Here is a 24016-nt window from a genome sequence, read left to right as displayed (position 1 = left end):
CGCCGCGCCAGCATTAGGATCGAAGGCGGTTGGCGAAAGTCTGGCAGCAGGCTTCGTGTGATGAACGCATCCACCCCGGTGGCGGCCGGCTAGGAGCTCGACCCGGCAGCTGTCCGATCCGGCGCATCCGAGTCGGCGACGCTTCGCGCCGCAGCTTCGTGGATCAGCGTCGTCGAACCCAGCTCGCGCTTTCCCCGACGAGCGCCGTCTGTTCGTGCTGAGAGAGCAGTCACTTGCGCTCACGCGGCCGTCACCTTGACGGATACTCGGGCATGGCCTACTGCGAACTCTGCGACATGGACGACGAGGTCTGTGCACATGGGCTCGAGCGGCGCCGGACTGCGCGCGAACGCATCGCCGCACTCCGGGTCGCGCCGAGCGGCAAGGCGCACTTCGACGGGTGCCCACACAAGGGTGACGAGGACGACGACTACTCCCGATGGGGACTCATCGACGCACCAGGCGCCTGGCAGCGACTCGCGAACCGGGAGCGCCTGACAACGACGACACCCGAGGGCAATGTGCTAGTGGCGACGTCTAGGTGCACTACGTGCCTTGAGCACGGACCGTGGTGAACGCGTGCACCCGGCGCTCGATGAGCTGAACCTCTCGCGCATCCTCGCCGCGCTCGCCGTACGCCGCCCGGTGTTCCACTCTGAGGCCGACCTCCAGCAGGAACTCGCATGGCAGGTACACCTGGAGCATTCGACGGCCGACGTGCGCCTCGAGGTGCGCGTTCCTGAGCCATCACGGCCCGGTCGACGCGAGCGGGTCGACGTGCTGCTCCGAACGTCGCTCGGCCGCGTCGCCATCGAGTTGAAGTACCCAACGGATGCCCTGACCGCGGTCGTCGATGGCGAGTTGTTCGAGCTTCCCCGCCAAGGCGCGCAGGACATTACGGCGTACGACGTCGTGAAGGACGTTCATCGGGTCGAGCACTTCGTCCGCACTGGACTCGCCGACGCCGGCGCAGTGATCGTCGTGAGCAACGACCGCTCTTACTGGTCGGACCCGGGCCATGGACGCACGACCGCAGCATCCGCATTCAGGCTCTACGAGAGCACCACCCTGTCCGGACTTCGCGCGTGGGGTGTCACGGCTGGCGCTGGGACCACCCGAGGACGCGAGGACGCCCTCGACATCACCGGCACTCACACGCTCGCTTGGGGCGACTACAGCACCCTCGAAGGCGCGGCGCGAGGTCGCTTCCGGGTGCTGCTGATCTCGATCGTGCCGCCAGGCAAGGTCTGACCGTCCCGCACCAAGCGCCGCCCCCACGTATCCCTGCACTCACCCAGGCAGGTGGGTTCGACCCGTGCGCCACGAGGCGAACGGGTTCGGGAGAGGGGCCCGCGCCTCAACGTGTAGACGTCACTTGGCCTTCGATCAAATCTACAGAGGGAATCGTGGGCGGGTTGTCATTCCTTGGACCGCCTACGTGTAGTCGTCCCATGGCGACCTTGTTGGTCGCTCATTCCTCGTCTACCTCAACGTGTAGACGTCAGTTGGCCTTCGATCAAATCTACAGAGGAAATCACCGTCGGCAGTGGAAGTTGGGGGTTCAGAAAGCCGTCCGGACCGTCGAATAGACTTTCGGTAGAGCGAAAGGACGTGGTCTCGATGGTCGCCGATGAGGCGCTGCGCGAAGTGCGCGCGACAACGCTGCAGCACCGCCTGGCAGCAACCGCGCGCCTTGACTCTCTGCGAGCGGCCCGTGCGGCCGAGGCGAGCCTGAAGGCGATCGCCGCGAGTTCCGGACTGTCAATCACTCGAGTGCACGAACTCACCGGAGCGAACAAGTAGCAGAAAGGCCGGCCACCCCATGCGGGAGGTGACCGGCCGTGGAGCCTGTGAAGGAGGCCCCGAATGGAATCAAGTGTAACCGTTGCCTCCTACGGGCAGGTCTTCACGGAGGAAGACGAGCGCTGGCTTCGCCTCGGCGCCGGCCTGCTTGTCCGCCCGACTGCGCCGTGCCGCATTCACACCTGGGACCCTGAGAACGGGAAGGCAACGCCGGCGTCCGACCTCAGCGCTGAGGAGGCGATGCGGCTTCCTGCGGCGGTTGTCGCTGAGCACCGCTCGTCGATCGCGATGCTCGACTTGGACCCGCCCTCACAGCCACTCGAGCCGGATGCTGTTCCCGAAGACCGCCGGGTGGCGGCGTGGGCAGCCACTTTGATGGGTGTGGTCGTCGTGGTCACGGGCTCCGGCTCGAGTGCCTATGGTGTGGATGCGCTCAACGGTGTGGCAATGACGCCGACCCGGCGGTACTCGCAGGCGTACGTGGACCTCATCGCGGCCAAGCTCGGGCATCGCAAGGTTGCAAGGCTCGGTGGCTGGGGGCGAACGCTCGTGAGCGCGGGCTACAAGCCGTGGCACCCGGCCGGGCTGACGAAGGTGCGGGGCATCCTGGACCACGGGGGCCGGTTCGTGCCGATGGACGCCCAGGCCGTCGAGGCGCTCATCGGCCGGACCCAGCCGGTGTCGACGGGCAGACTCGCCGCGCTTCTCACCGAGCACGGTGTGCGAGCCGACGAGCGCGAGGCGAGGCTCCTGCTGCACTTCGAGGTCGACGAGGCACCGACGCGGTCGCCACGCGAGTGGTTCGAGTCGCTTTCTGCTGCCCATCAGGACCTCGTCTGCACGACGGGCGAGGGTTGGGACCCGTCCGATCGGGGCTCGCGCCACCAGGGTGAGATGAGCGTCATCGACGCGCTCGTGGCGCGGGACGCGACTGTCGGCGACGTGTACTGCTTCCTCGACGCGTTCCGCATCGGTGACCGCATGAAGAACGAGCGCCGACAAGGCGGTCGGGTTGTCACTCGTCGGTCCGCGGGTGGGCGCCGTCGACACGTGCGGCGGGCGGTGAAGCGGGCGCGTGCGTGGCTGGAGTCCGGTGGTGGTGACCGTCGTGCACGCCTGGGGCGGACAGGACTGGCGACCATCGAAGCCGCCTGGGTAGTCGCCGTTCCCCCGGAGCAGCGGGTGGCCTTGGCCGTCCTCGCCGCGACCTGTGTGCGCTTGGACCGCGCAATGGTCGGCCTGTCGCAGATGCAGCTGGAGCTGTTGACTGCGATGGACGGTGGCGCCGTCATGGCTGCGCTTCGTGCGCACCCGTGCGTACGCGAGGTCCAAACAGGCTCCAAGATGCGCGGTGCGACGGTGTGGGAAATCGTCGCGCCGACCGACGAGTTGGCACGCACTGGCGGCATGCCGACCTGGCGTGGTGTCGCCGACGTCGCTGGGTCTGACCTGGCTGCGGCGGGCATCCTTGCCGGCCGCGAGCGGGCCACCGCGATTCTGATCGTTGCGATGATGTATGACGGCCGGGAGGTCGGTCGGGCGCAGGTGGCCGACGCGACGTGGAAGACGGTGAAGCAGGCCGACAACGCTCTGGCCGTGCTGGTGGAAGCCGGTGTGGCGGACCGCCAAGACGGGCGCTACCGCCTCGTCACCGAGCTATGGATCCTTGCCATCGAGCTCGGGGTGCACGGCAAGGTTGAGCTCAAGCGTGCGGTGCGCGGCCTGCGCAGTGCCCGTTCAGACGAGCGGTGGGCGGAGGCAGAGGCGCGCTACGAAGCGAGCCGTGACGAGTACGACCTGGAGACCGCCGGCGAGCCAGCGGCTGTGTTGTGGGAGGACGAGACGCTCGCGGACGACGACCCGCTACGTGAGGTGGTCGCCGTCTGGGACCTGTGCGCGGACCTGCCCGACGGAGTCGATGAGGGCGCCGTGGGGCAGGGGGCGATCCGGCTGGCGCAACTTGCTCGTGACGTCGCTCGGGATGACCTGGCGTTCGCCTGCGACCTCGTGGAGCTCGCAGGCGATGTGGCGTCGGTCTGGGCGTCGGCTCACGCTACTGGGACCGGCTTCGCACCATCTGCTGCGATGTTGGTGGCTGTCGCGGAGCAAGTCATTGTCGGTCAGCGAGGTGCAGCCCGAGAGCTCGGCGACTGGTCGAGGCTTGCTGCAAGCGCCGGTATCGCTGGTGCGGCCTGGCTTGGCCCCTTGGTGGCTCGGTCCGAGGCTGCTGCTTGAGGACCTCTCGCCATCGACATCGACGACGAGCCGCTCGCTTTCTGAACTCCACCGCTACACCGCCAGCCGCCCTTTCGGTCACACGAGCGGGGCGGCTGGCGGCTTTGTGTACGCGCTGGTGAGCGCCCAGAACAGCCCGGCCCTCGGCGGCCCGTACTGACCGGCTTCGAGCCGTGTACGGGGTGCCTGGCGGGTGAGTGACGTCCCTCTTGGAGGCCTCCCCTGGCGGCGACACCGCGGATACGGTCGGGCCATGACGAGTGACGTGGAAGCGGTCGTTGCGCACGCTCGGGCGGTGCTCGGTGCGCCCGAGCACTGGGTTGAGCCTGCCGGATACGTCAGCTCCCTGGCGCTCTCGATGCTTGACTCCGCCTTCTCGCTCCAAGCGACCTACAAGAGCGCCGAACGCGTGATCGCCCGATACCGCGAGCACCGCCGGGCAGCGGGGGCCGACCCAAACAACGACGGAACGCCCGAGCTTCGCGCCACGATCGACGAGGTTGGCGGACCTGCGGCTGCCGCGACATCGCTGTTTGTCAATCGCACGGTCGCGCCCGGGACCGCGCGCGGAGGTCTGGGTCGGGTACTCAAGAGCGAAGCGGTGTACGAGGCGGCGGTGGCCTTCGAGACGGCGGGGATACACACCGTCGCAGATCTCCATGCGCGGGTCGGCGAAGGAGGGTCGGCGTGGCTCAGGACGCGCGGCCTGGGCATCGTCTCCTGGGACTACCTACTGATGAACACCGGCGTCGACGGCGTGAAGCCAGACACGATGGTGCAGAGGTTCGTGGGTCACGCCATCGGGGCGAGTGGACCGGCTGACCTTGACCGGGCGCGCGCAGCGGTCAAGGACGCCGCCGCAGAGTTCCACGTCTCACAGCGGAGGCTCGACCACGCGGTTTGGCTCTACCAGCGCCGCCAGCGCGCCGAGGCGTAAGCCCGAGGGCCGCGCCCGCCTCGTCCCACTCCGTGAAGTTCCGGCACGTCTCGGACAGCCCGAAGCCTCGGTCCCTCCGTGCGCACGGCAGGTGCCGGGGCGTCGCGTGCGGTGGCGGGATTAGGCGGCAGCGTCGTACATCGGTAGCGGCTCCCAAAGGGGCTCTGCGCTAGGGTCGACGATCGTTCCGCCGCGCCAGGCGTCAAGCTTCTGCGGGAAGACGTAGGCGTCGAGGGCCGCAGGGAAGCTCGCGGGGAAGTTCAGGCGAGGTGCCCACGAAGCTGTGTTGCTGAGTACCCTGCCCGACCTCCAGCCCTGCATGCGGAACAGCCCGTCCGTGGAGACGTTTACACCGCGAGTGGGCGATGGCGCCCACTGGAATCCGGCCCGCTGCGCCGCCTTGGCGAGCCGCTCAGCCGTGCGAGCCGACAGAACGTGCCAGACCTGAGGGAGCCCCGCGTCGCGATAGGCCGCGACGACCGCGTCGTAGTCCGCCTGCTCCTTGATGGCCCGCTCGAGTTCGACGGCGAAACGCACCGGGTCACCGGTGCCCTCGGGACCGGGGTCGCGGCCGACGACGACTAGGTCCGGGGGGTGCACGCCCTTGCGCCCAGGGACGCGGACCGACCAGTAGCTTGCGAGCTGGGTCGTGAGGAGTCCACCGCCGAGGTTGCTCGCCGCTCCAGGCTGAGCACCTCCCTTTCGCCGCCGACTTCGAACCCGCGCCGCACACCATCGGGACTGACGACACCGTGGCGATACCAGGCGGCCAATGACGCCACGCCGGCTTGATGATTTCCAAGCCAGTGGCTCACAGACCCGGCGTCGAGGGAGACCTGCATCCCGGAGCCGGGCACACGCCAGGTGCCGGCGAGGCGTGCTCCACGGCCGGTGGCAAGCCACACTCGGGCAGTCGTTTCACGGATGCTTCGGTCTGCGCCGACAAGGTCGAGTTGTAGGACCCGCTGCCGCACCATCTTGTGGGCCATCAGCCGGCGCAAGCTCTTTCGGATGCCATCGTGCGACGCCCCGCACCATGCCGTGATTGCCTCCGGACGACAACCTGGGAATCGCACGCAGAAGCGAACGACCTCGACGTCTAGGCGGGTGAGTTCAGTGAGGTACCGGGGTGCCATTCTCATCGCTCCAAATCGGTAGCAGCGTTCATCGTCGCTATACACGATAGGTGCCCACCCGAACGGCCGGACCGACAATCGTACCGTTCCAATAGGCACGGCATGTTTCCGGAGAGACGATGCACTGACCTGCGCGAATACCCGCTCTCGTCCCCCGCGCGAAACGAAGCAACCGTTAGTTGGTTGGGGGTATTGCGCCGGCCGCACGTGCGCTTTCGTGCTGACTGTTGGGTGGTGGTGGTGGTTCGGCCAGGTTCGGTCAGTTGCTCATCGAGACGACCAACGCTTTGAGGGTCGCGCTGGTCGTCTCGCTTCGCTCCGTCCGTAACCTGCCCGCCACGCCGCTACCCGCTCTCGTGGACATCCGGGCCATCCCGCTCGGGCCGCTCCGATGGGCGCCGGCCAAGCCCTGCGGTAAGCGGCGCGCCCAGGTGACCCGGCGCTCGCCCTCCCCGTGCTTCACGTGCTGCGACGAACCGGGTCGTCGCTGCTCGTCCGTGTGGTGCTGGCCGTGGGGCAGCTGTGGAGCGAGTCTGGTGCGCCGGCTGGGCGCGGCGCTTGCCTCCGGCTCGCAGCGCTCGCCTCACCGTGCCCGCAGAGCTCTGGGCCGGGAACCAGCTGAGCCCTCCTGATGCTGCCTGGGGGGTGCGGCTCCTGTGCGTCCTGCGGAGCCGATGCCGACGCATGCGGCCGCTGGTGCTGGTGCAGCCGTGCACGTCGCCATCGACCTGGTGCATCGGCCACGCGTGGTGTAGCGGTGTCGGGGTGCCGCCCCTTCGCGGCTTCAGACGGCGGGCTGGCTCGGAAGTCCCGACGGAAGAGCGGAGCGGGGCCGAGCGAAGCGAGATCGAGGCTTGGGGAACAGGCGTCGAAGAGCGCTACGGTCGGGTCCATGCCGCAGAGCGATTGGCTCCTACCCCAGCCGGACATGAGCGTTCAGGTCAACGCCCTGCGGGACAACGAGGGGAATCTCCTCCCAGACGCGCTCGGCGCCCTGCTCGCGATGGCTGGCGACTCGTACATTGAGCAGGTGCCCGCGTTCGACATTGATGGCACGCCGGTAGTTCCGCCCGATCGTCACGTCCTGGATCACTTGGCGCGTTCGTGCGCACTCGTTGATGAAGAGACAGAACTCCTGCATCCATTCGCCGCGACAACGGTGTACGTGATGTTTGGAGACAGATACGAATGCGACATCTGCAAAACGCCGGAGTCGGCGCGATACGACTCCCCGCTGCTCGTGGCAGCCGGCGCGACGAACGGATATCTGTGCGAGGCATGTGCACGGCGGGTGGTTACTGCACTAGGCGGAGATGGCGCCACTTACCTGATGGCCGCTGACGAAGTACCAGCGAATATTCAGGCCAAAGTGGACGCGCGCCTTGCGGAGCTGGGGAGCGACACCATATTCACTTAGGTCCCGGTAGAGTTCGACGGACGCTCGGACGAACGGGAGATCGATGATGGCGCAAAAGATCCAGGTGCTGCTCACGGATGACCTCGACGGGACCGCAGCCGACGAGACGGTCATGTTTGGTCTTGATGGGGTGACGTTCGAGATAGACCTGACGGCCGCCCACGCTCAGGAACTTCGCGACGCACTGGCTTCGTGGGTCGGTCACGCCCGTAAGGTCGGCCGCACACCAGCCCGCACCGCGGCACGTCGTGCGCGTGGCACATCGCCCGATGCGCAGGCGATCCGCGACTGGGCGAAGTCGCACGGGCACCAAGTGTCCGAGCGCGGACGCATCTCGGCCGATGTTAGGGCCGCGTACGAAGCAGCCAACTAGCCCGCACCACCAGACGACAGAAAGGCCCGCCGGGCGTCCCGGCGGGCCTTTCTGCTGTCCGCATTCGATAGGGTTCGTCATGGTTCTGAACGCCATGGCTGTCCAAACAGGGGGTCCGTGGGGAACATCCTTTGGTCCTTCCGAGTCGTCGTGATCTTCTCTCCGTTGTCGTCGCCAATCAGCGCGGCGCCACATCCCCGGAGGTCCCTATCGACCCCATCACGATTGGACAGAACGCTATGCACCTTACCGACGACGGCTGCCCGTTCGCCCCGCGCAACGAGCACACATACGCTGTCGGGCTCATCCCGACGAGTGTCGCTCAGCAAGTCGCCGAATCTGACTTCACCCCTTACGACGTCGTCGAAATCCCCAGCGGCGGGATGCTTGCAACACGTACCTGGAACGACCAGGACCGCACCCGCCTGCAGATGCTCATTCACCCCGGACTCCTACGCGCCGGCAGCACACCCGCTGGATATCTTCCTGTGGTGTTCCGTGGATTCGGCGCGACACACACGATGATGCCCACCGTGGCTCACGCATTCGGCGTCGAGCGACACGTCGTGCCCATGCATGCCGCAACGCGGAACGAACGCGGAACGAACGCGTTCATGTTGGGTCTGCTGCACGAGTAGGTGACAGCGGGTCTCAGGCGGCGAGTGCGACCTGAGGGGTGTTGATGGTCTCGTACTCGATGGGGGTCAGGCGACCGAGTCGCGCTTGGCGTCGGCGGCGGTGGTAGGTCCGTTCGATCCAGACGATGATCGCCAGGCGCAGCTCGTCGCGGGTGGTCCAGCGGCGCCGGTTCAGGACGTTGTTCTGCAGGAGTGAGAAGAACGACTCCATCGCGGCGTTGTCGCCCGCGGAGGCGACCTGGCCCATCGACCCGACCAGGTCGTGGCGGGCCAGCTCGCGCAGGACCTTGCGGCTTCGGAACTGGCTCCCACGGTCCCCGTGAACGATGCACCCGGCCACGTCACCGCGACGTTGCACGGCGCTGGCCAGGGCGTTCACCGCGATGTGGGACGTCATGCGGTCACTGATCGAGTACCCGACGATCCGGTTGGAGAACACGTCCTTGATCGCGCAGAGGTAGACCTTGCCCTCGCTCGTGGGGTGCTCGGTGATGTCCCACAGCCACAACCGGTTCGGTCCGTCGGCGGTGAACACGCGCAGCACAAGGTCGTCGTGCGCCGGCGGCCCGGCCTTCTTGCCACCTCGGGGGCGTCTCTTGCCGAACACCGACCACCAGCCGTTGGACGAGCAGATCCGCCACACCGTGCGGTCGCAGGCGACCAGACCGGCGCGGGCGGCTTCGTCGGCGAGCAGCCGGTGGCCGAACTCCGGATCGTCGCGGTGGGCGTCGAACAACGCGTCCGCGAGATACGCCTGCTCGAGCCACGCGCACCGACGGGTGCGTCGAGCCAGCGGTAGTAGGGCTGTCTGGCGAGCTTGAGAACCCGACACGTCACCGGCACGGGCACCCCGTTGGCGGCGAGCTCACTCACGAGCGGGTAGAGCCTTTTCCCGGCAGCTGCGCCTGCGAGAGATACGCCGCTGCGCGACGCAGCACCTCGTTCTCCTGCTCCAGCAGCCGGATCCGCCGACGCGCCTCACGCAGCTCGACCGACTCCGAGGCGGTCACGCCCGGACGGTTGCCGTCCTCGACGTCCGCGTCACGCAGCCAGTTGCGCAGACACGACTCGGCGATCCCGAAGTCGTGCGCGATCTGCTTGATCGGGGCCTCGCCACGGCGGGCGACCGCCACGACGTCCCGGCGGAACTCCATGGGATAGGGCCTGGGCACGGTGCACATCCTTCCAGCGGGGACCGCGTCCCCACAGGTCAGGTGTCACCCATCCGTGCAGCAGACCCCGGTGAGCGACGGGTCGGTCTTGGCGTCCTGGGCGGGCGGGGCGACGACGGTCAGCTCCTCGGCGGTGCTGGTCGCGTCGCGTGCCACCTCGAAGCGCTCCGGGAGTGGGGCGCCGATGAGGCGCCACGGGTTCAGAGGACGGACAAGGCGGGGCATGGGGAGAGGGTCGCGGTGGGGTGCGACAGCGCTTCCGAGGTGAGGGCCGCGTGTGAGTTGCATCACGGTGTCTGAACCGGCTTCGTCCTTGCGGGGCGGAGGGTTCGATTTGGACATTTCCGTATAGACGCTGGTGGTAAGTCCGACCTAGCACGGTGGCGTGCTGGCCCCGCTCGCGAGAGCCGGGCACGGAGCCGAAACCGGCTAGCACGCTAGCGTTGTACCTGGTCAGACCGTATATCCGCGTTGTTACCGTAGTCCCATGAGACACCACAGCCACCAGCCCAACCCGTGAGCCCCGCCGAGCGCCAGGGCGAGCCCCTGACGCTCGCCGCAACAGGAACTCACGGCCCTCGAGTCACGCCATCCGCCACGCTTCACGCGGTCCCGGACGCGCCCCCCACGCCGCACCGACCGGCTCGAACGCTACGTCTCGTCCAGCCCGACGAGCGAGCACACGAGATGCTCGTCCCCGTGCCCGGCGTCCCGGGCCTCTACGTGCGCTCGGCCATGATGGGCACCGACGAAGCCGCCGAGGTCCTCAGCATCCCGGCAACGACGCTCGCTCGGATGGCTGCTGACGACGTCGACTTCCCATGCACCCGCCTCGGCAAGCACTTGCGTTTCAGCCCCGGCCACATCGGTGAAATCGTGCTCGCCGGTGAGAGGCGCTCCAAGGCCACCGTGCCGACACTGCCCCCGACGGGCTCGGCGACGCGCAATGGCCGCCTGACCGTCGGCGAGCAGCCCAATCCGCGTCGCTCCACCGCTAGGACGAAGCTGTAGGTCCGGGTCCGGGCTTTCGTGTGGGCGGCCGGTAGGCGTCAACCTGCTCGCGCGGTGGAGGCGTCCCGAACGTCGCCGTCTTCGCCTCTGCCATCGCCTTCGCCATCCGGCGAGCGTTCGTCGGGTCGGTCAGGTCGATGAGGCCGCCGTAGATGTCGTACGTGATCTCGATGCTGCCGTGGCCCAACGCCTCGCTGACCTCGTGCAGCGGCACACCGTCCGCAAGCTGCCAGACGACGTATGTGTGGCGAAGCATGTGCGGCTTGGCGGCCTTCTGAAGGCCCGCCTCCTTCGCCAGGTCCCGTCCAGGAGACCATCGGTGGAAGTGGAAGTCCGGGTACCGCCACGGGTGGCCGTGCTTGGTGCGGAAGACGTACGCCTCACCGGGCGCCCCGCTGATTGCATCGCTCAGGCGGTGGACCACGTCACCGCTGATGACCACGGACCGTGACCGCTTGTTCTTCGGTGGTCCGAGTTTCCACCGCTTCGTCTCGCCCTGGTCCGTGAGGACCTTGGACGTGTCGCCCTGCCCGCGCTGCCGCCATGCTCGCACTATCCGGAGGACGGCTTCGTCGTCTCCCTGGAACGCGACGCACTCCACCCGCAGCGCTGACACCTCGCCCCACCGCATGCCGGACGCCAGGAGCACGTCGACGAGCAGGTGGACGTCGCTCTTCAGGCACTCGCGCAGCAGGTTCCACTCGCCGTGCGTGAAGAACCGGACCTGCCGGACCTCAGTGCCCGCGTCGGGCTCGGGCAGGTCAGTGAGCGTGCACGGATTGTCGGGGCGGAGCTTCATGCGTCCGCGACCGTGGTCCATGACCGAGAAGAAGAACCCGTGCCAGTTGAGGATCGTCTTCGCCTGCCACCCCTCTTCGAGCATGTCGTCGACCCACCCGTCGATGAGGTCGTCGTCCACGTCGACGAACGGGACCTCACCGAACGACGGTGCGAGGCGGTTGCGCCAGTACCCCTCGTAGCGCTGGACCTGGTCGGCCTGAATCTTGTTACGCCGCATACGCCGCCGCACGACCTCCATGTAGGCGTCGTAAACGTGCTGAACCGTCACAACGGACGGGTCGACGGCTTCCTCGACTTCGGGCACGGGCCGTCCGACGCCCTTGACCCACCCTGTGGGCCAGAACCGGTCTGCCGCGTCAACGGCCGCAGCGAACTCGACTGCCGGCTCGCGAGTGGAGAAGGTCTCCGACGCCACGGGTCCGGTGCCACCGCCCACTCGCCACCGCACCTGCCAGGACGAGTCGCCGTCGGTGCGTGGTCGTTCGACCGGCTCGAGCGGCTTGCGCGCCACCTGGATCCCCCCTCGAAAACGGCCCATGTTCCCACGGGTGTTCCCACAGGGTAAGCAGAAGGGCCCCCGATCTGCTGATCCAGCAGGTCAGAGGCCCTTCGTGACTTGTGCGCGAGGGGGGATTTGAACCCCCACGCCCTTTCGGACACTGGCACCTGAAGCCAGCGCGTCTGCCGTTCCGCCACTCGCGCGCGCCGGAGAACATTAGCACGGCGCCGGGGTGGTTCCCGACCCGACGGGATGACCTGCGGCAACACACCCCATGGCCGCCTCGGAGCCCGCGCAGGCACCCCGACCGACCCCGCTGCACGGGACCTCCCCCGAGTCCTCCCACGACAACACCCGCCTCACCCGGCCGTGGCGGGCGCGGCACGGATACCATCAACGTCCAGGACGGCCACCGACGATCGGCGCGGCCACGGCACGGCACGGGTAAGGGAGGTGGGCGTGGGCTTCCTCGACAAGTTCGAGAACGGCGTGGAGCGCGTCGTGAACAACGCTTTCGCCAAGGCCTTCCGCAGCGAGCTGAAGCCGGTGGAGCTCGCGAGCGCGCTGCGCCGGGAGCTCGACGACCGTGCGGCGGTCGTGGGACGTGACCGGACGGTGGTGCCGAACGAGTTCACGATCGAGCTCGCGCCTGCCGACTACGACCATGTGGAGGAGTGGGGCGCGGAGGCGATGGCGGACGAGTTCGCCGCGACCGTCACCGAGCACGCCGCGAGCCAGCGGTACGCGTTCGTCGGGCCGGTGACGGTGTCGTTCGGCGAGGACGCGGACCTCGAGGCGGGTCGTTTCCGGGTGCACAGCGCGACGGTGCGCGGCGCGGTGGCGCCCGCTGCGGCGACGGCGCCGACGTCGCGCCACCCGCTGCTGATCGTGGACGACCAGCGCTACATCCTCACGGGCCCGGTGACGGTCATCGGCCGGGGCTCGGAGGCGGACATCATCGTGGACGACCCGGGCGTCTCGCGCCGGCACCTGGAGATCCGGGTGACGCCGGACGGTGTGATCGCGTCGGACATGGGCTCGACGAACGGCCTGTACGTGGAGGGGCACCACGTCCCGGCGGCGACGCTGGTCGACGGCAACACCCTCATGATCGGCCGCACCCGGATCCTGTTCTGGACGGGCGGCGAGCCGGACCTGGACGAGTGACGCCGGCGCATGAGTGAGCTGACGATCACCCTGCTGCGGCTGGGGTACCTCGCACTGCTGTGGGTCCTGGTGCTGTCGGCGATCGGCGTGCTGCGCCGCGACCTGTACGGCACGCGCATCACGGACCGTCGTCGTGCCAACCGTGCGGCGACGGCCACGCCGGCCCGCCCGCAGCCGGTCGACGCGGCAGCCGCCGCCGCCGCCCCGGCCCCCGCGGCACCCGCACCCACCCCGGTCCGCACGCCGCGCTCGGCGCGCAGCGGTTCGGGACCGCGCAAGCTGGTGGTGACGGAGGGCCCGCTGCGCGGCACGATCGTCCCGCTCGGCACGGCGCCGGTGCTGATCGGCCGTGCGCCGTCGTGCACGCTGGTCCTGGACGACGACTACTCGTCCTCGCGTCACGCGCGCGTCTTCCCGCAGGACGGCCAGTGGTTCGTGGAGGACCTCGGCTCGACGAACGGGACGTTCCTGGCCGACCAGCGCGTCGACGGACCGATCCCCCTGCCGACCGGTACACCGGTCCGCGTGGGACAGAGCGTGCTCGAGCTGCAGAGGTAACCCGGTGACCGTCGCCCTCAGGTATGCGGCGCGCTCGGACGTCGGGCTCGTGCGCACGAACAACCAGGACTCCGCCTACGCGGGTCCGCACCTGCTCATGGTCGCGGACGGCATGGGCGGGCACGCGGGCGGCGACGTGGCGTCGTCGGTCGCGGTCGCGGCGTTCGCGCCGCTCGACGGGGAGTCGCACGGCCCGGACGACGCGCTGGACCAGCTCGAGGCGGCGCTGGAGTCGGCGCGTGACGACCTGCTGGCGCGCGTCGACGCGGACCCGGACCTCGCGGGCATGGGCACGACGGTCATCGCGATCCTGCGCGCGGGCAACAAGCTCGCGATGGTGCACCTGGGCGACTCGCGCGGCTACCTGTTCCGCGACGGTGTGCTGACGCAGGTGACGACGGACCACACGTTCGTGCAGCACCTGGTCGACATCGGCCGGATCACGCCCGAGGAGGCCGAGCACCACCCGCAGCGGTCGGTCGTCATGCGGGTCCTGGGCGACTTCGACGCGGAGGTCACGCCCGACCTGTCGGTCCGGGAGGCGCGTCCGGGAGACCGCTGGCTGCTGTGCTCCGACGGCCTGTCGGGGTTCGTCAGCGCGGACACGATCGAGGAGACGCTGCGCACGATCGCGGACGTCGACGCGTGCGCGGACCGGCTCGTGCAGCTCGCGTTGCGCGCGGGCGGCGGCGACAACGTGACGGTGGTGCTGGCGGACGTCATCGAGCTCGACGACATCGCGGACGGTGCGGGCCCGACGACGGCGGCGACGGTCGTGGGTGCGGCGGCGACGTCGCGCAACGACCCGACGTCAGCGGCGGACGGCCCGGCGGCGCGTGCGGCGTCGCTGACGCAGTCGGCGGCACGTCAGAAGACCCCGCCGGACACGGCGGACGACGAGGACGACGACCCGGCCGACCTGCCGGCGGTGCCGGTCACGGTCGGCGCGGTGGGCGACGAGGACCAGGACGACGACGAGCCGGTGGGGCGCCGCCGCGTGCGCGCGGGTCTCGTGTGGACCTTTGCGGGCCTCCTGACGGTCGCGGTGCTCGCGCTCGGCTACCTGTGGACGCAGACGCAGTACTACGTCGCGGACGCCGACGGCGAGGTCGTCATCCTGCGCGGGCTGCCGCAGACGTTGGGCCCGGTCGCCCTGTCGCGGGTCGTCGAGCGGTCGGGCACGTCGATGGAGGACCTCGGCTCGGCGTACCTGCGCGAGCGCGTCGAGCAGACGATCCACGCGACGTCGCTGGACGATGCGCGTGACCTGGTGCGCATGCTGGAGGCGGACGCGGAGCCGCAGGACGAGCCCACGCCGACCCCCACGGCCACGCCCACGCCGCTCGCGACCGAGCCGACCACGCCGCCGGCCGTCGACCCGGCTGCCGGGGTGACGAGCCCGTGAGGCGGACGTGATGGCGACCGTGCAGCCGCACCAGGTGCGTGCGGGCCGGGGCGTCGAGCTCGGCCTGCTCGTGCTGGCGCTCGCGATCGCCGTCGCGGGCTACGCGCTCGTGGGCCTCGGCATCGACGGCAGCGTGCCCGCGGACGTCATCGGGTACGCGGCAGGTCTGACGGGTCTCGCGGTGGCGCTGCACCTGGTGCTGCGCTGGCGGGCGCCGTACGCGGACCCGGTGATCCTGCCGGTCGCGGTCGCGCTCAACGGCGTGGGCCTGGCGATGATCTACCGGATCGACATCGCGTACGAGGCGCGCGACAAGGCCGCGGGATTCGCGGAGCGGCAGCTCGGGTGGACCGCGATCTCGGTAGTGCTGGCCGCACTCGTGCTGGTGCTGCTGCGCGACCACCGCACGCTGCGCCGGTACACGTACACGGCGATGATCGTCGCGCTCGGCCTCGTCGTGCTCCCGCTGGTGCCGGGCATCGGCCAGGCGATCAACGGCGCGCAGATCTGGGTGCGCGTCGGCGGCGTCGGCATGCAGCCCGCGGAGTTCGCCAAGATCGCCCTCGCCGTGTTCTTCGCGGGGTATCTGGTGACGCACCGCGACACGCTCGCGCTGGCCGGCCCGAAGGTGCTGGGCCTCCAGCTCCCGCGGCCGCGGGACCTCGGCCCGATCCTCATCGTGTGGGGCGTCTCGCTCGCGGTCCTCGTCCTGGAGCGTGACCTCGGCACGTCCCTGCTGCTCTTCGGCCTGTTCGTCGCGATGCTCTACATCGCGACCGAGCGGCTCAGCTGGGTCGTCATCGGCCTCCTGCTGTTCGTGGGCGGCGCGCTCGTCGCCGCGACCGCGTTCCCGCACGTCGGGGCGCGTTTCGACGCGTGGCTGCACCCGTTCGACCAGGAGATCTTCGACCGGTTCCCGGGCGGCTCCGGGCAGCTCGTGCGCGGCCTGTTCGGGCTCGCGAACGGTGGCCTGTTCGGCACCGGCTGGGGCTCCGGCAGGCCCGACCTCGTCCCGTACGCCGAGTCGGACTTCATCGTCGCGTCGCTCGGCGAGGAGCTCGGCCTCACGGGCCTGCTCGCGCTGCTGCTCTGCTACACGATCCTCACGGAGCGCGGCCTGCGGACCGCGATCGGCGTGCGCGACGGGTTCGGCAAGCTCCTCGCGGGCGGCCTCGCGTTCGTCGTCGCGTTCCAGACGTTCGTCGTCGTCGGCGGCGTGACGCGCCTGATCCCGCTGACGGGCCTGACGACGCCGTTCCTCGCGTACGGCGGCTCGTCGCTCGTCGCGAACTGGGTCATCGTCGCGCTCCTCCTCCGGATCTCCGACGAGGCCCGTCGACCCGCACCCGTGGTGCGCGCGGTCCTGACGCCCGAGGTCGGCACCCCGGTCGCGTCCGGGGCGCGGGCGGTCGGTGGCAGCGGCGGCGGTACCGCCGGCCCGACGGGCGGCGACCAGCCCACCGAGCGGATCGAGGGGCTGTCGTGAACACTCCCCTGCGCCGCCTCGCCACCGTGGTCCTCGTGATGTTCGTCGTGCTCATGGGCGGCACGACGTGGGTCCAGTACGTCCAGGCGGACACGCTCAACAACGACCCGCGCAACGTCCGCACGCTGTACCGCGAGTTCGGCAACGCGCGCGGCCCGATCGTCGTCGCGGGCGAGGCCGTCGCGTCGTCCGCCCCCGTCGACGACGCGTTCGGCTACCAGCGCTCGTACACGGGCGGCGACCTGTGGTCGTCGGTCACCGGCTTCTACTCGGTGGTCAACGGCCGCACCGAGCTCGAGCTCGCCGCGAACGACGCGCTCACCGGCCGCGGCGACCAGCTGTTCTTCACGCGCGTGCGGGACGTGCTCACCGGTCGCCGGCCCGAGGGTGCGGCGGTCGAGACGACGCTCCTCCCGGCCGCGCAGCAGGCGGCACGCGACGGGCTCGGCGACCAGGAGGGCGCGGTCGTCGCGATCGAGCCGTCGACGGGCAAGATCCTCGCGCTCGTCTCGACGCCCGGCTTCGACCCGAACGCGCTCGCGACGCACGACACCAAGGCCGCCGGCGAGGCGTTCTCCGCGCTGTCGACGGCCGAGGGCAACCCGCTGCGGTCGAACGCGACCAAGGAGGTCTACCCGCCCGGGTCGACGTTCAAGCTGGTCACGGCTGCGGCGGCCCTGGAGAGCGGCTCGTACACGCCCCAGTCGCCGCTGCCCGCACCTGTCGAGCTGGACCTCCCGCAGACCACGGCGACCGTGGGCAACTTCGGTGGCGGCGGCTGCGGCGCCGACCCCATCACGCTCGCCGACGCGCTGCGCGTGTCGTGCAACACGTCGTTCGCGCAGCTCGGGCTCGACCTCGGCGACGACGCGATCCGCACCCAGGCCGAGCGGTTCGGCTTCAACGAAGGGTTCACCATCCCGACTGTCGTCGTGCCCTCCGTCTTCCCCGACGACCTGGACGCCCCCGAGACGGCGGGCTCGGCGATCGGCCAGCGCGACGTCCGCGCCACACCCATCCAGATGGCCATGGTGTCCGCCGCGATCGCCAACGGCGGCCAGCTCATGCAGCCGTACCTCGTGCAGACCGTGCGGTCCGCCGACCTGCACACGATCGACGAGACCGAGCCGAAGCTGCTGTCGACCGCCGTGTCGCCCGGGACCGCCGCCGCGCTGCGGGACATGATGGTCGGCGTGGTCGCCGACGGGTCGGGCACCGCCGCGCAGATCCCGGGGGTGCAGGTCGCCGGGAAGACCGGCACGGCCCAGACCGGCGACGACCAGGCGCCGCACGCGTGGTTCACCGCGTTCGCGCCCGCCGACGCCCCGCGGGTGGCCGTCGCGGTGATCGTCGAGCACGGCGGCAGCGCCGGCAACGAGGCGACCGGCGGCCGCGTCGCCGCGCCCATCGCGAAGGCCGTGATCCAGGCGGTGCTGGGATCGTGAGGACGGCGGCAGGCGTGGCCCTCGACGGCCGGTACCGGCTCATCAAGCCGATCGCGACCGGCGGCATGGGCGAGGTGTGGGAGGCGCACGACGACGCCCTCGCGCGTCCCGTCGCCGTCAAGGTCCTCAAGGAGGAGTTCGCGGGCGACCCCGGCTTCCTCGAGCGGTTCCGGACCGAGGCGCGCAACTCGGCGTCGCTGCACCACCCGTCGATCGCGCAGCTCTTCGACTACGGCGAGCAGGACGGCTCCGCGTTCCTCGTCATGGAGCTCGTCGTCGGCGAGCCGCTGTCCGACCTGCTGGAGCGCGAGCCCGTCTTGACCCCGCGACGGCTGCTGCCGATCCTGGCGCAGACCGCGCGCGCGCTGCACGCGGCCCACACGGCGGGCGTCGTGCACCGCGACGTCAAGCCCGGCAACATCCTCCTGGGCCGCGGCGGCCGCGTGAAGATCACCGACTTCGGCGTCTCGCTCGCGCAGAACCAGATCACGATGACGGCGACCGGCATGGTCATGGGCACGGCGCAGTACCTGTCGCCCGAGCAGGCCGTCGGCAAGGCCGCGACGCCGCTGTCCGACCTGTACTCGCTCGGCGTCGTCGCCTACGAGGCGCTCGTCGGGCACCGGCCGTTCACCGGTCCGACCGCGGTCGACATCGCGGTCGCGCACGTCAACAACGCGGTCCCGCCGCTGCCGTCGAGCGTCGACAAGCACCTCGCCGCGCTCGTCATGCGCCTGCTGTCGAAGGACCCGGCGCAGCGACCGCAGTCGGGCGAGGAGCTCGCGGGGCTGTTCGACAAGCTCGTGCCGCGCACTCCCCCGAGCGGCGTGCCCGTGCTGGTCTCGAAGATCTCGCGCCCGGTCGACACGTTCGCGACGGCCGTGACGACCGCCCGCGGCACGTCGCAGGAGGCACCGCCGACGTACCCGCCGCGCCGCAGCCGGCGGGACGAGCCGCGGGCGCGCGCCTCCGGCACGCCGCGGCACGTGAACGTCGCCTCGCTCCGCACGAGCGGGCCGCGCCTGGGCCGCTTCTCGCGGTACCGGTGGCCGCTGCTCGCGCTCGTGCTCCTCCTGGTCGCGCTGCTCGGCGCGGCCCTCGCCAACGGCCTGACCAGGGCCGCACCCCTCGACGGACCGCCCGGGGCCGTCGTCGCGCTCAGCACGCCCCCACGCGACGACGGCAGTCAGTACCCTCGTCGCGGCAGTCCCGATGGGATGATCTCGGTGGACGGGCGCGGTCACGACTCCGCGCGCCCGCTGACGACGGAAGTGAAGGACGCCTAGTGGTGGACGACGGATCCCGGATCCTCGCCGGACGGTACGAGGTCGGCGAGCTCATCGGGCGCGGTGGCATGGCCGAGGTGCACATCGGCCACGACACGCGGCTCGGTCGCACGGTCGCGATCAAGATCCTGCGCTCCGACCTCGCACGCGACCCCTCGTTCCAGAACCGGTTCCGGCGTGAGGCGCAGGCCGCCGCGGCTCTCAACCACCCCGCGATCGTCGCGGTCTACGACACCGGCGAGGACGTCTTCACCGAGCCGACCGGCGTCGTCGCGCACGTGCCGTTCATCGTCATGGAGTACGTCGAGGGTCACACGGTCCGCGGCATCCTGCGCGACGGGCACGCGGTGCCGATCGAGGAGGCCGTCGAGATCACCGCGGGCGTGCTCTCCGCGCTCGAGTACTCGCACCACGCGGGCATCGTGCACCGCGACATCAAGCCCGCGAACGTCATGCTCACGCCGACGGGCGCGGTCAAGGTCATGGACTTCGGCATCGCCCGCGCCGTCGCCGACTCCGCCGCGACCATGACGCAGACGCAGGCCGTCATCGGCACCGCGCAGTACCTGTCGCCCGAGCAGGCGCGCGGCGAGCAGGTCGACGCGCGCTCCGACCTGTACTCGACGGGCTGCCTGCTGTTCGAGCTGCTCACGGGCCGTCCGCCGTTCACCGGCGACTCCCCCGTCGCGGTCGCCTACCAGCACGTCCGCGAGACGGCGCCCACGCCCTCGCAGTTCGCGTCCGACGTCCCCGAGGCGCTCGACCGCATCACCGCGAAGGCGCTCGCCAAGGAGCGCGACGCCCGCTACTCGACGGCCGCGGAGTTCCGCGCCGACCTCGAGGCCGTGCTGCGCGGCGGCGTGGTCAGCGCGCCTGCGGTCGGCGCCGTCGCCGCCGGTGCGGCGGTCGCCGCTGCCGAGGCCACGCAGGTCATGGCTCCCCCGGCCGTCGCCGCGACGCAGGCCATGGCGCCGACGTCCCCGTGGGCGCAGACGGGCCTCCAGCCGACGACGCCCGCGGGCCTCCCCGAGGACCCCGAGGACGAGCAGCGCAAGCCGTGGCTCATGTGGGTGCTCATCGGCATCGCGGTCCTCGCCGTCGCGGGCATCATCGCCCTGCTCGTCGCGAACGCGCGCGACAACGCGCCCGAGGAGCTCACCGTCCCGAACGTGGTCGGGCTCACGCGCGACGAGGCCGAGAAGAAGATCGAGGACGCGGGTCTGCAGTTCACGCCCGCCGAGGCGCCGGACGACACCGTCCCCGAGGGCGAGGCCATCAAGTCCGACCCGGCGGCGGGCACCCCGGCCGAGAAGCTCGACAACGTCACCGTCACGTTCTCCACCGGCCCGGCGACCACGACCGTCCCGACGGGTCTGGCCGGGATGACCGAGCAGGAGGCCGTCGCCGCGATCGAGGCGGCCGGGCTCACGGTCGACCCGAACCGCACCTCCGAGGACGACCCCAAGCAGCCCAAGGGCCGCGTGACGCGCACCGATCCCGCCGAGGGCGAGTCGGTGTCGTCCGGCAGCCCGGTGAAGCTCTTCGTGTCGTCGGGCAACGTGCAGGTCCCCGACCTGGCCGGCAAGACGCGCGCGGAGGCCGAGCAGCTGCTCAACGACGCGTCGCTCAACGCCAACTCGCGCGAGCGGGAGACCAACGAGTTCCCGCCCGACACCGTGATCTCGCAGGACAAGCCGGCGGGCTCGCTGGTCCCGCAGGACACGACGATCAACATCGAGATCGCCATCGCGCCGGAGAACCCGGTCGTGCCGAACAACCTCGTCGGGATGACCTACGACCAGGCGGTGCAGGCGCTCGCGCAGGCCGGCCTGACCAACGTGCGGCGCGTCGACGAGCAGTCCGAGTCGCCCGTCGACCAGGTCATCCGGGTCGAGCCCGACGGCGGGTCCGAGGTCGAGCCGGGCCAGCAGATCGACCTGCACGTCTCGAAGGGCCCGGGTGGCGGCAACAACAACGGGCAGCAGACGCCCAAGCCGACGCCGTAGCGCACCACTGCACGCGGAAGGCCCCGCTCGTCTCCGGACGGGCGGGGCCTTCGCTGTGTGCCGGGGGTGTCGGGTGCGGCCGTCAGAGGCGGACGAGCGGGTGCAGCCCCTCGGACCGCGCGACGGCGTCATCGTCGCCGCAGACGGCGAGCCAGTTCGCGAGCAGCCGGTGCCCGCCCTCGGTCAGCACCGACTCGGGGTGGAACTGCACGCCGTGCAGCGGGAGCGTCCGGTGCTGCAGACCCATGATGATGCCGTGCGTGGTCGCGGTGACCTCGAGCTCGTCGGACACCGTGCCGTCGACCACGGCCAGCGAGTGGTAGCGCGTCGCGGTGAACGGCGACGGCAGCCCGACGAGGACCCCCTCGCCGTGGTGCTCGACCTCGCTCGTCTTGCCGTGCATGAGCTCGGGCGCGTGCGTGACGGTCCCGCCGAACACCTCGCCGAGCGCCTGGTGGCCCAGGCACACGCCGAGCATGGGCGTGCTCGTCTCGGCGCAGTCCCGGATGACCTGCATGCTCTGGCCGGCCTCGGCGGGCGTGCCCGGACCGGGGGACACGAGGACGCCGTCGAAGTCCTCGCGCTCGGACAGCGGCGGGACGGCGTCGTTGCGGACGACGACGGTCTCCGCGCCGAGCTGGTTGAGGTAGCCGACGATCGTGTAGACGAACGAGTCGTAGTTGTCGATCACCAGGATCCGGGTCACGTCACTCCCCCACGGTGGTCTCGTTGAACGGCATGAACGGCGCGACCGCCGGGAACACCCACAGGAAGCACGCGGCGAGCACGAGGAACGCGGCGACCGCGAGGATCAGCGCCCGGACCACGGACGGGCCCGGCAGGCGCCGCCACAGCCACCCGTACATCATCGGTCTCCTGTCACGCGGAATCGTCGGGCGCCCATCATGCGCCCGGGAGCAGCTCGGCGGGAGTCCCGTCCGTCACCGGCGCCCAGTAGTCGAACGTGCCGTGCACGATGAAGCGTTCCCGGGCGGAGAACATCGGGTGGCACGTCGTGAGCGTGATGAACCGCTCGGTGGGCGTCGCACCCGGCTCGCCCGGCACGGGCGCGATGACGTCGACCTGGGACGGCTTGACGACCTGCGTCGACGTCACGCGGTACACGTACCAGGTGTCGGCGGTCCGGACGACGATCGGGTCGCCGACCTGGAGCTCCTCGACACGGTTGAACGGCTTCGCGTACGTCGTCCGGTGTCCCGCGAGCGCGAAGTTCCCGACGCCGCCGGGCATCGCGGTGCCCTCGTAGTGACCGACGCCGAGCACGTCGAGGACGGTCGCGCGGTCGGTGCCCTGGCTGACGGGCCGCTCGGGCTCGCCGACCCAGCGCGGGACCTGGATCGTCGCGAACGTCGTCGCGTGCGGCGGCTCCTCCATGACGGGCGGCTCGTCGCGGCGCGGCTCGGCGACCACCGGGCCGGCCTGCGTCGCGCTCGGCTCGGGCGCCGGCGCCTCCTCCCAGTCGAGCTCGCGCACGATCTCGGCCTGCGCCCGGTTGCCCTCGACGTCCGTCCACCACAGCTGCCAGGCGAGGAACGCGAACAGGAGCACGCCGAGGGTGATGAGGACCTCGCCGACGACGCCGACGGCGGTGTACGCGCGCTGCCGGGCGCGCGAGACGCGTCGGTCGGCGCGGCGGCTGCGTCGCGTCCGGGGCGGCCGCTCGGGCGCGGTCGTCACGGTGGGCGCGACGTCACTCATCGGGGCTCCCCGGTCCGACCGGGCCGGTGGGCCTGCGGGACTGGTCGGCCGCACGGGCCTCGTCCTTCGCGGCCTCCTCGGCCTCCTCGAGCCCCGGGAGGATCTCGACCCCGTCCGGCACGCGGGCGTACTCGAGCTCGGTCGCACCGGAGTAGGCGGGCATCTCCATCGTGTCGGACTCGTCGACGGACCAGCCGAGGCCGACCGCCTTGACGTCGCGCAGGTAGAGCCCGACGGCCGGCGACGCGGCGAGCCCGTCACGCAGCTCGGACGGGTCGCCGATCGCCTCGATGACGTACGGCGGCGAGTAGACGCGACCGTGCAGCTTGAGCACGTTGCCGACGCACCAGAACGCGCTCGTGGAGATCACCCGCTGGCCCTGCAGCGTCATCGCCTCCGCGCCCCCGGCCCACAGCGCGTTCATCACGTTCTGGATGTCCTGCTGGTGCACGAGCAGCAGGTCCTGGTCGACCCCCTCGCGTGCGGGCGCGTCCTCGAGCTGCACCGTGAGCCCGGGCCCGCTGACGGGCGTCGCGCCGCCCTCGACGACGTAGCCGGCGCTCGGCGACCCGGGCTGCGTGCTGGCGTCCGCGTTGCTGTCCTCGGCGAGCGTGTTCACCTCGTTCCGCAGGTCGTCGACCTCGGTCGAGAGCCGCGCGACGCGGTCGTTCTGCACACCGGCGAGGCCCGCGAGGTCCTGCGGGTGGCGCTCGCCCTCGGCGGCCTCGGCGAAGCGCGCGTTCGCGGCGAACAGCGCGCCCGAGAGCGCGAGCACGACGGCGACCGAGAGCGTGCCACGCGCGAGGAAGCGCCGCGCACGGTGCGAGTGCTCGGTCACTGTCGTCCTCTCGAGGGGTCGGGCGTGGGGCTCGTGCCCACTACGCTAGGTCACGTTGCGTGGCGCCCGTGACGGTGCGTGACG

22 protein-coding genes, 1 tRNA gene and 1 pseudogene are annotated in these 24016 nt (G+C 70.5%); 15 read left to right on the top strand and 9 right to left on the bottom strand.

What is annotated here, in order from left to right; translation table 11 throughout:
- Positions 1-579 precede the first annotated feature (579 nt).
- The 4 genes from OOT42_RS00260 (at position 580) to OOT42_RS00245 (ending at position 4975) form a co-directional block, all read left to right on the top strand.
- The gene (locus OOT42_RS00260; RefSeq protein WP_273652978.1) at positions 580-1251 is read left to right on the top strand and encodes a hypothetical protein; all 672 of its coding nucleotides are present in this window, start codon (positions 580-582) and stop codon (positions 1249-1251) included.
- Positions 1252-1611: 360 nt separating this feature from the next.
- Positions 1612-1803, top strand: coding sequence for a hypothetical protein (locus tag OOT42_RS00255; protein ID WP_273652977.1), 192 nt, complete (start codon positions 1612-1614; stop codon positions 1801-1803).
- Positions 1804-1866: 63 nt separating this feature from the next.
- Complete coding sequence (locus OOT42_RS00250) at positions 1867-4038, top strand: hypothetical protein (RefSeq protein ID WP_273652976.1); 2172 nt, start codon at positions 1867-1869, stop codon at positions 4036-4038.
- 253 nt (positions 4039-4291) lie between these two features.
- On the top strand, positions 4292-4975 hold the full coding sequence (locus tag OOT42_RS00245; RefSeq protein WP_273652975.1) for a hypothetical protein: 684 nt from the start codon (positions 4292-4294) through the stop codon (positions 4973-4975).
- A gap of 120 nt (positions 4976-5095) precedes the next feature.
- Here OOT42_RS00245 and OOT42_RS00240 read toward each other — a convergent pair whose 3' ends face one another.
- A complete protein-coding gene (locus tag OOT42_RS00240; RefSeq protein ID WP_273652974.1) occupies positions 5096-5512 on the bottom strand; it encodes a hypothetical protein in 417 nt (138 codons plus the stop codon).
- A gap of 1491 nt (positions 5513-7003) precedes the next feature.
- On the opposite strand from OOT42_RS00240, the gene OOT42_RS00235 reads away from it, so the two are divergent.
- The 3 genes from OOT42_RS00235 (at position 7004) to OOT42_RS00225 (ending at position 8539) form a co-directional block, all read left to right on the top strand.
- Positions 7004-7528 (top strand): hypothetical protein, encoded by a 525-nt coding sequence (locus OOT42_RS00235; protein ID WP_273652973.1) that lies wholly within the window; start codon positions 7004-7006, stop codon positions 7526-7528.
- A 46-nt stretch (positions 7529-7574) separates the two neighbouring features.
- Entirely contained in the window at positions 7575-7901 is a 327-nt protein-coding gene (locus OOT42_RS00230; protein ID WP_273652972.1) for a histone-like nucleoid-structuring protein Lsr2, read from the top strand.
- Between the two features lie 239 nt (positions 7902-8140).
- Complete coding sequence (locus OOT42_RS00225) at positions 8141-8539, top strand: hypothetical protein (protein WP_273652971.1); 399 nt, start codon at positions 8141-8143, stop codon at positions 8537-8539.
- A 13-nt stretch (positions 8540-8552) separates the two neighbouring features.
- Here OOT42_RS00225 and OOT42_RS00220 read toward each other — a convergent pair.
- Positions 8553-9711 (bottom strand): annotated as a pseudogene (locus OOT42_RS00220) (IS3 family transposase).
- A gap of 45 nt (positions 9712-9756) precedes the next feature.
- A complete protein-coding gene (locus tag OOT42_RS00215) occupies positions 9757-9936 on the bottom strand; it encodes a hypothetical protein (RefSeq protein ID WP_273652970.1) in 180 nt (59 codons plus the stop codon).
- A 462-nt stretch (positions 9937-10398) separates the two neighbouring features.
- Here OOT42_RS00215 and OOT42_RS00210 point away from each other — a divergent pair, with 462 nt between their 5' ends.
- Positions 10399-10722 (top strand): hypothetical protein, encoded by a 324-nt coding sequence (locus OOT42_RS00210; protein WP_273652969.1) that lies wholly within the window; start codon positions 10399-10401, stop codon positions 10720-10722.
- Here the strand turns inward: OOT42_RS00210 and OOT42_RS00205 are convergent.
- Together OOT42_RS00205 and OOT42_RS00200 are read right to left on the bottom strand one after the other, a co-directional pair.
- Positions 10706-12034, bottom strand: coding sequence for a tyrosine-type recombinase/integrase (locus tag OOT42_RS00205; RefSeq protein ID WP_273652968.1), 1329 nt, complete (start codon positions 12032-12034; stop codon positions 10706-10708). The two genes, OOT42_RS00210 and OOT42_RS00205, sit on opposite strands and share 17 nt — an antisense overlap.
- A gap of 108 nt (positions 12035-12142) precedes the next feature.
- Positions 12143-12225, bottom strand: a tRNA-Leu gene (locus tag OOT42_RS00200).
- Between the two features lie 256 nt (positions 12226-12481).
- Between OOT42_RS00200 and OOT42_RS00195 the strand changes: the two genes are divergently transcribed.
- Genes OOT42_RS00195 through pknB form a run of 7 tightly spaced genes read left to right on the top strand, consistent with a single transcriptional unit; the run spans position 12482 to position 21375 of the window.
- Positions 12482-13189 (top strand): FhaA domain-containing protein, encoded by a 708-nt coding sequence (locus tag OOT42_RS00195; RefSeq protein ID WP_273652967.1) that lies wholly within the window; start codon positions 12482-12484, stop codon positions 13187-13189.
- A gap of 9 nt (positions 13190-13198) precedes the next feature.
- Positions 13199-13747: an FHA domain-containing protein FhaB/FipA gene (locus OOT42_RS00190; RefSeq protein WP_273652966.1), complete on the top strand. Its 549-nt coding sequence runs from the start codon at positions 13199-13201 to the stop codon at positions 13745-13747.
- Between the two features lie 4 nt (positions 13748-13751).
- The gene (locus OOT42_RS00185) at positions 13752-15152 is read left to right on the top strand and encodes a PP2C family protein-serine/threonine phosphatase (RefSeq protein WP_273652965.1); all 1401 of its coding nucleotides are present in this window, start codon (positions 13752-13754) and stop codon (positions 15150-15152) included.
- Positions 15153-15162: 10 nt separating this feature from the next.
- The gene (locus OOT42_RS00180; RefSeq protein WP_273652964.1) at positions 15163-16638 is read left to right on the top strand and encodes an FtsW/RodA/SpoVE family cell cycle protein; all 1476 of its coding nucleotides are present in this window, start codon (positions 15163-15165) and stop codon (positions 16636-16638) included.
- Positions 16635-18083, top strand: a complete 1449-nt coding sequence (locus OOT42_RS00175) for a peptidoglycan D,D-transpeptidase FtsI family protein (RefSeq protein WP_273652963.1) — start codon at positions 16635-16637, stop codon at positions 18081-18083. The genes OOT42_RS00180 and OOT42_RS00175 overlap by 4 nt, the downstream gene beginning before the upstream one ends.
- Positions 18084-18097: 14 nt before the next feature.
- The gene (locus tag OOT42_RS00170) at positions 18098-19369 is read left to right on the top strand and encodes a serine/threonine-protein kinase (protein ID WP_273652962.1); all 1272 of its coding nucleotides are present in this window, start codon (positions 18098-18100) and stop codon (positions 19367-19369) included.
- Positions 19369-21375, top strand: coding sequence for a Stk1 family PASTA domain-containing Ser/Thr kinase (gene pknB / locus OOT42_RS00165; protein WP_273652961.1), 2007 nt, complete (start codon positions 19369-19371; stop codon positions 21373-21375). Before OOT42_RS00170 ends, pknB begins: the two co-directional genes overlap by 1 nt.
- Before the next feature lie 82 nt (positions 21376-21457).
- Here the strand turns inward: pknB and OOT42_RS00160 are convergent, their stop codons facing one another.
- The 4 genes from OOT42_RS00160 to OOT42_RS00145 are packed head-to-tail and all read right to left on the bottom strand — an operon-like array spanning position 21458 to position 23932.
- On the bottom strand, positions 21458-22081 hold the full coding sequence (locus OOT42_RS00160) for an aminodeoxychorismate/anthranilate synthase component II (RefSeq protein ID WP_273652960.1): 624 nt from the start codon (positions 22079-22081) through the stop codon (positions 21458-21460).
- 1 nt (position 22082) lies between these two features.
- On the bottom strand, positions 22083-22244 hold the full coding sequence (locus OOT42_RS00155) for a hypothetical protein (RefSeq protein ID WP_273654896.1): 162 nt from the start codon (positions 22242-22244) through the stop codon (positions 22083-22085).
- A 34-nt stretch (positions 22245-22278) separates the two neighbouring features.
- A complete protein-coding gene (locus tag OOT42_RS00150) occupies positions 22279-23094 on the bottom strand; it encodes a class E sortase (protein WP_273652959.1) in 816 nt (271 codons plus the stop codon).
- On the bottom strand, positions 23087-23932 hold the full coding sequence (locus OOT42_RS00145) for a DUF881 domain-containing protein (RefSeq protein WP_273652958.1): 846 nt from the start codon (positions 23930-23932) through the stop codon (positions 23087-23089). Before OOT42_RS00145 ends, OOT42_RS00150 begins: the two co-directional genes overlap by 8 nt.
- Positions 23933-24016: the final 84 nt, after the last annotated feature.

It is taken from the genome of Cellulomonas fimi (assembly GCF_028583725.1).
GTDB lineage: Bacteria > Actinomycetota > Actinomycetes > Actinomycetales > Cellulomonadaceae > Cellulomonas > Cellulomonas fimi_B.
The sequence above is the reverse complement of the archived record's forward strand: the minus strand, read 5'-3'. Positions and strand labels throughout refer to the sequence as shown.

Bases quoted from the DNA above. Each gene is read 5' to 3' on its own strand.
- OOT42_RS00250 (WP_273652976.1), top strand. From the start codon at position 1,867: ATGGAATCAAGTGTAACCGTTGCCTCCTACGGGCAGGTCTTCACGGAG.
- OOT42_RS00245 (WP_273652975.1), top strand. From the start codon at position 4,292: ATGACGAGTGACGTGGAAGCGGTCGTTGCGCACGCTCGGGCGGTGCTC.
- OOT42_RS00235 (WP_273652973.1), top strand. From the start codon at position 7,004: ATGCCGCAGAGCGATTGGCTCCTACCCCAGCCGGACATGAGCGTTCAG.
- OOT42_RS00230 (WP_273652972.1), top strand. From the start codon at position 7,575: ATGGCGCAAAAGATCCAGGTGCTGCTCACGGATGACCTCGACGGGACC.
- OOT42_RS00225 (WP_273652971.1), top strand. From the start codon at position 8,141: ATGCACCTTACCGACGACGGCTGCCCGTTCGCCCCGCGCAACGAGCAC.
- OOT42_RS00215 (WP_273652970.1), bottom strand. From the start codon at position 9,936: ATGCCCCGCCTTGTCCGTCCTCTGAACCCGTGGCGCCTCATCGGCGCC.
- OOT42_RS00210 (WP_273652969.1), top strand. From the start codon at position 10,399: ATGCTCGTCCCCGTGCCCGGCGTCCCGGGCCTCTACGTGCGCTCGGCC.
- OOT42_RS00190 (WP_273652966.1), top strand. From the start codon at position 13,199: ATGAGTGAGCTGACGATCACCCTGCTGCGGCTGGGGTACCTCGCACTG.
- OOT42_RS00180 (WP_273652964.1), top strand. From the start codon at position 15,163: ATGGCGACCGTGCAGCCGCACCAGGTGCGTGCGGGCCGGGGCGTCGAG.
- OOT42_RS00155 (WP_273654896.1), bottom strand. From the start codon at position 22,244: ATGATGTACGGGTGGCTGTGGCGGCGCCTGCCGGGCCCGTCCGTGGTC.
- OOT42_RS00150 (WP_273652959.1), bottom strand. From the start codon at position 23,094: ATGAGTGACGTCGCGCCCACCGTGACGACCGCGCCCGAGCGGCCGCCC.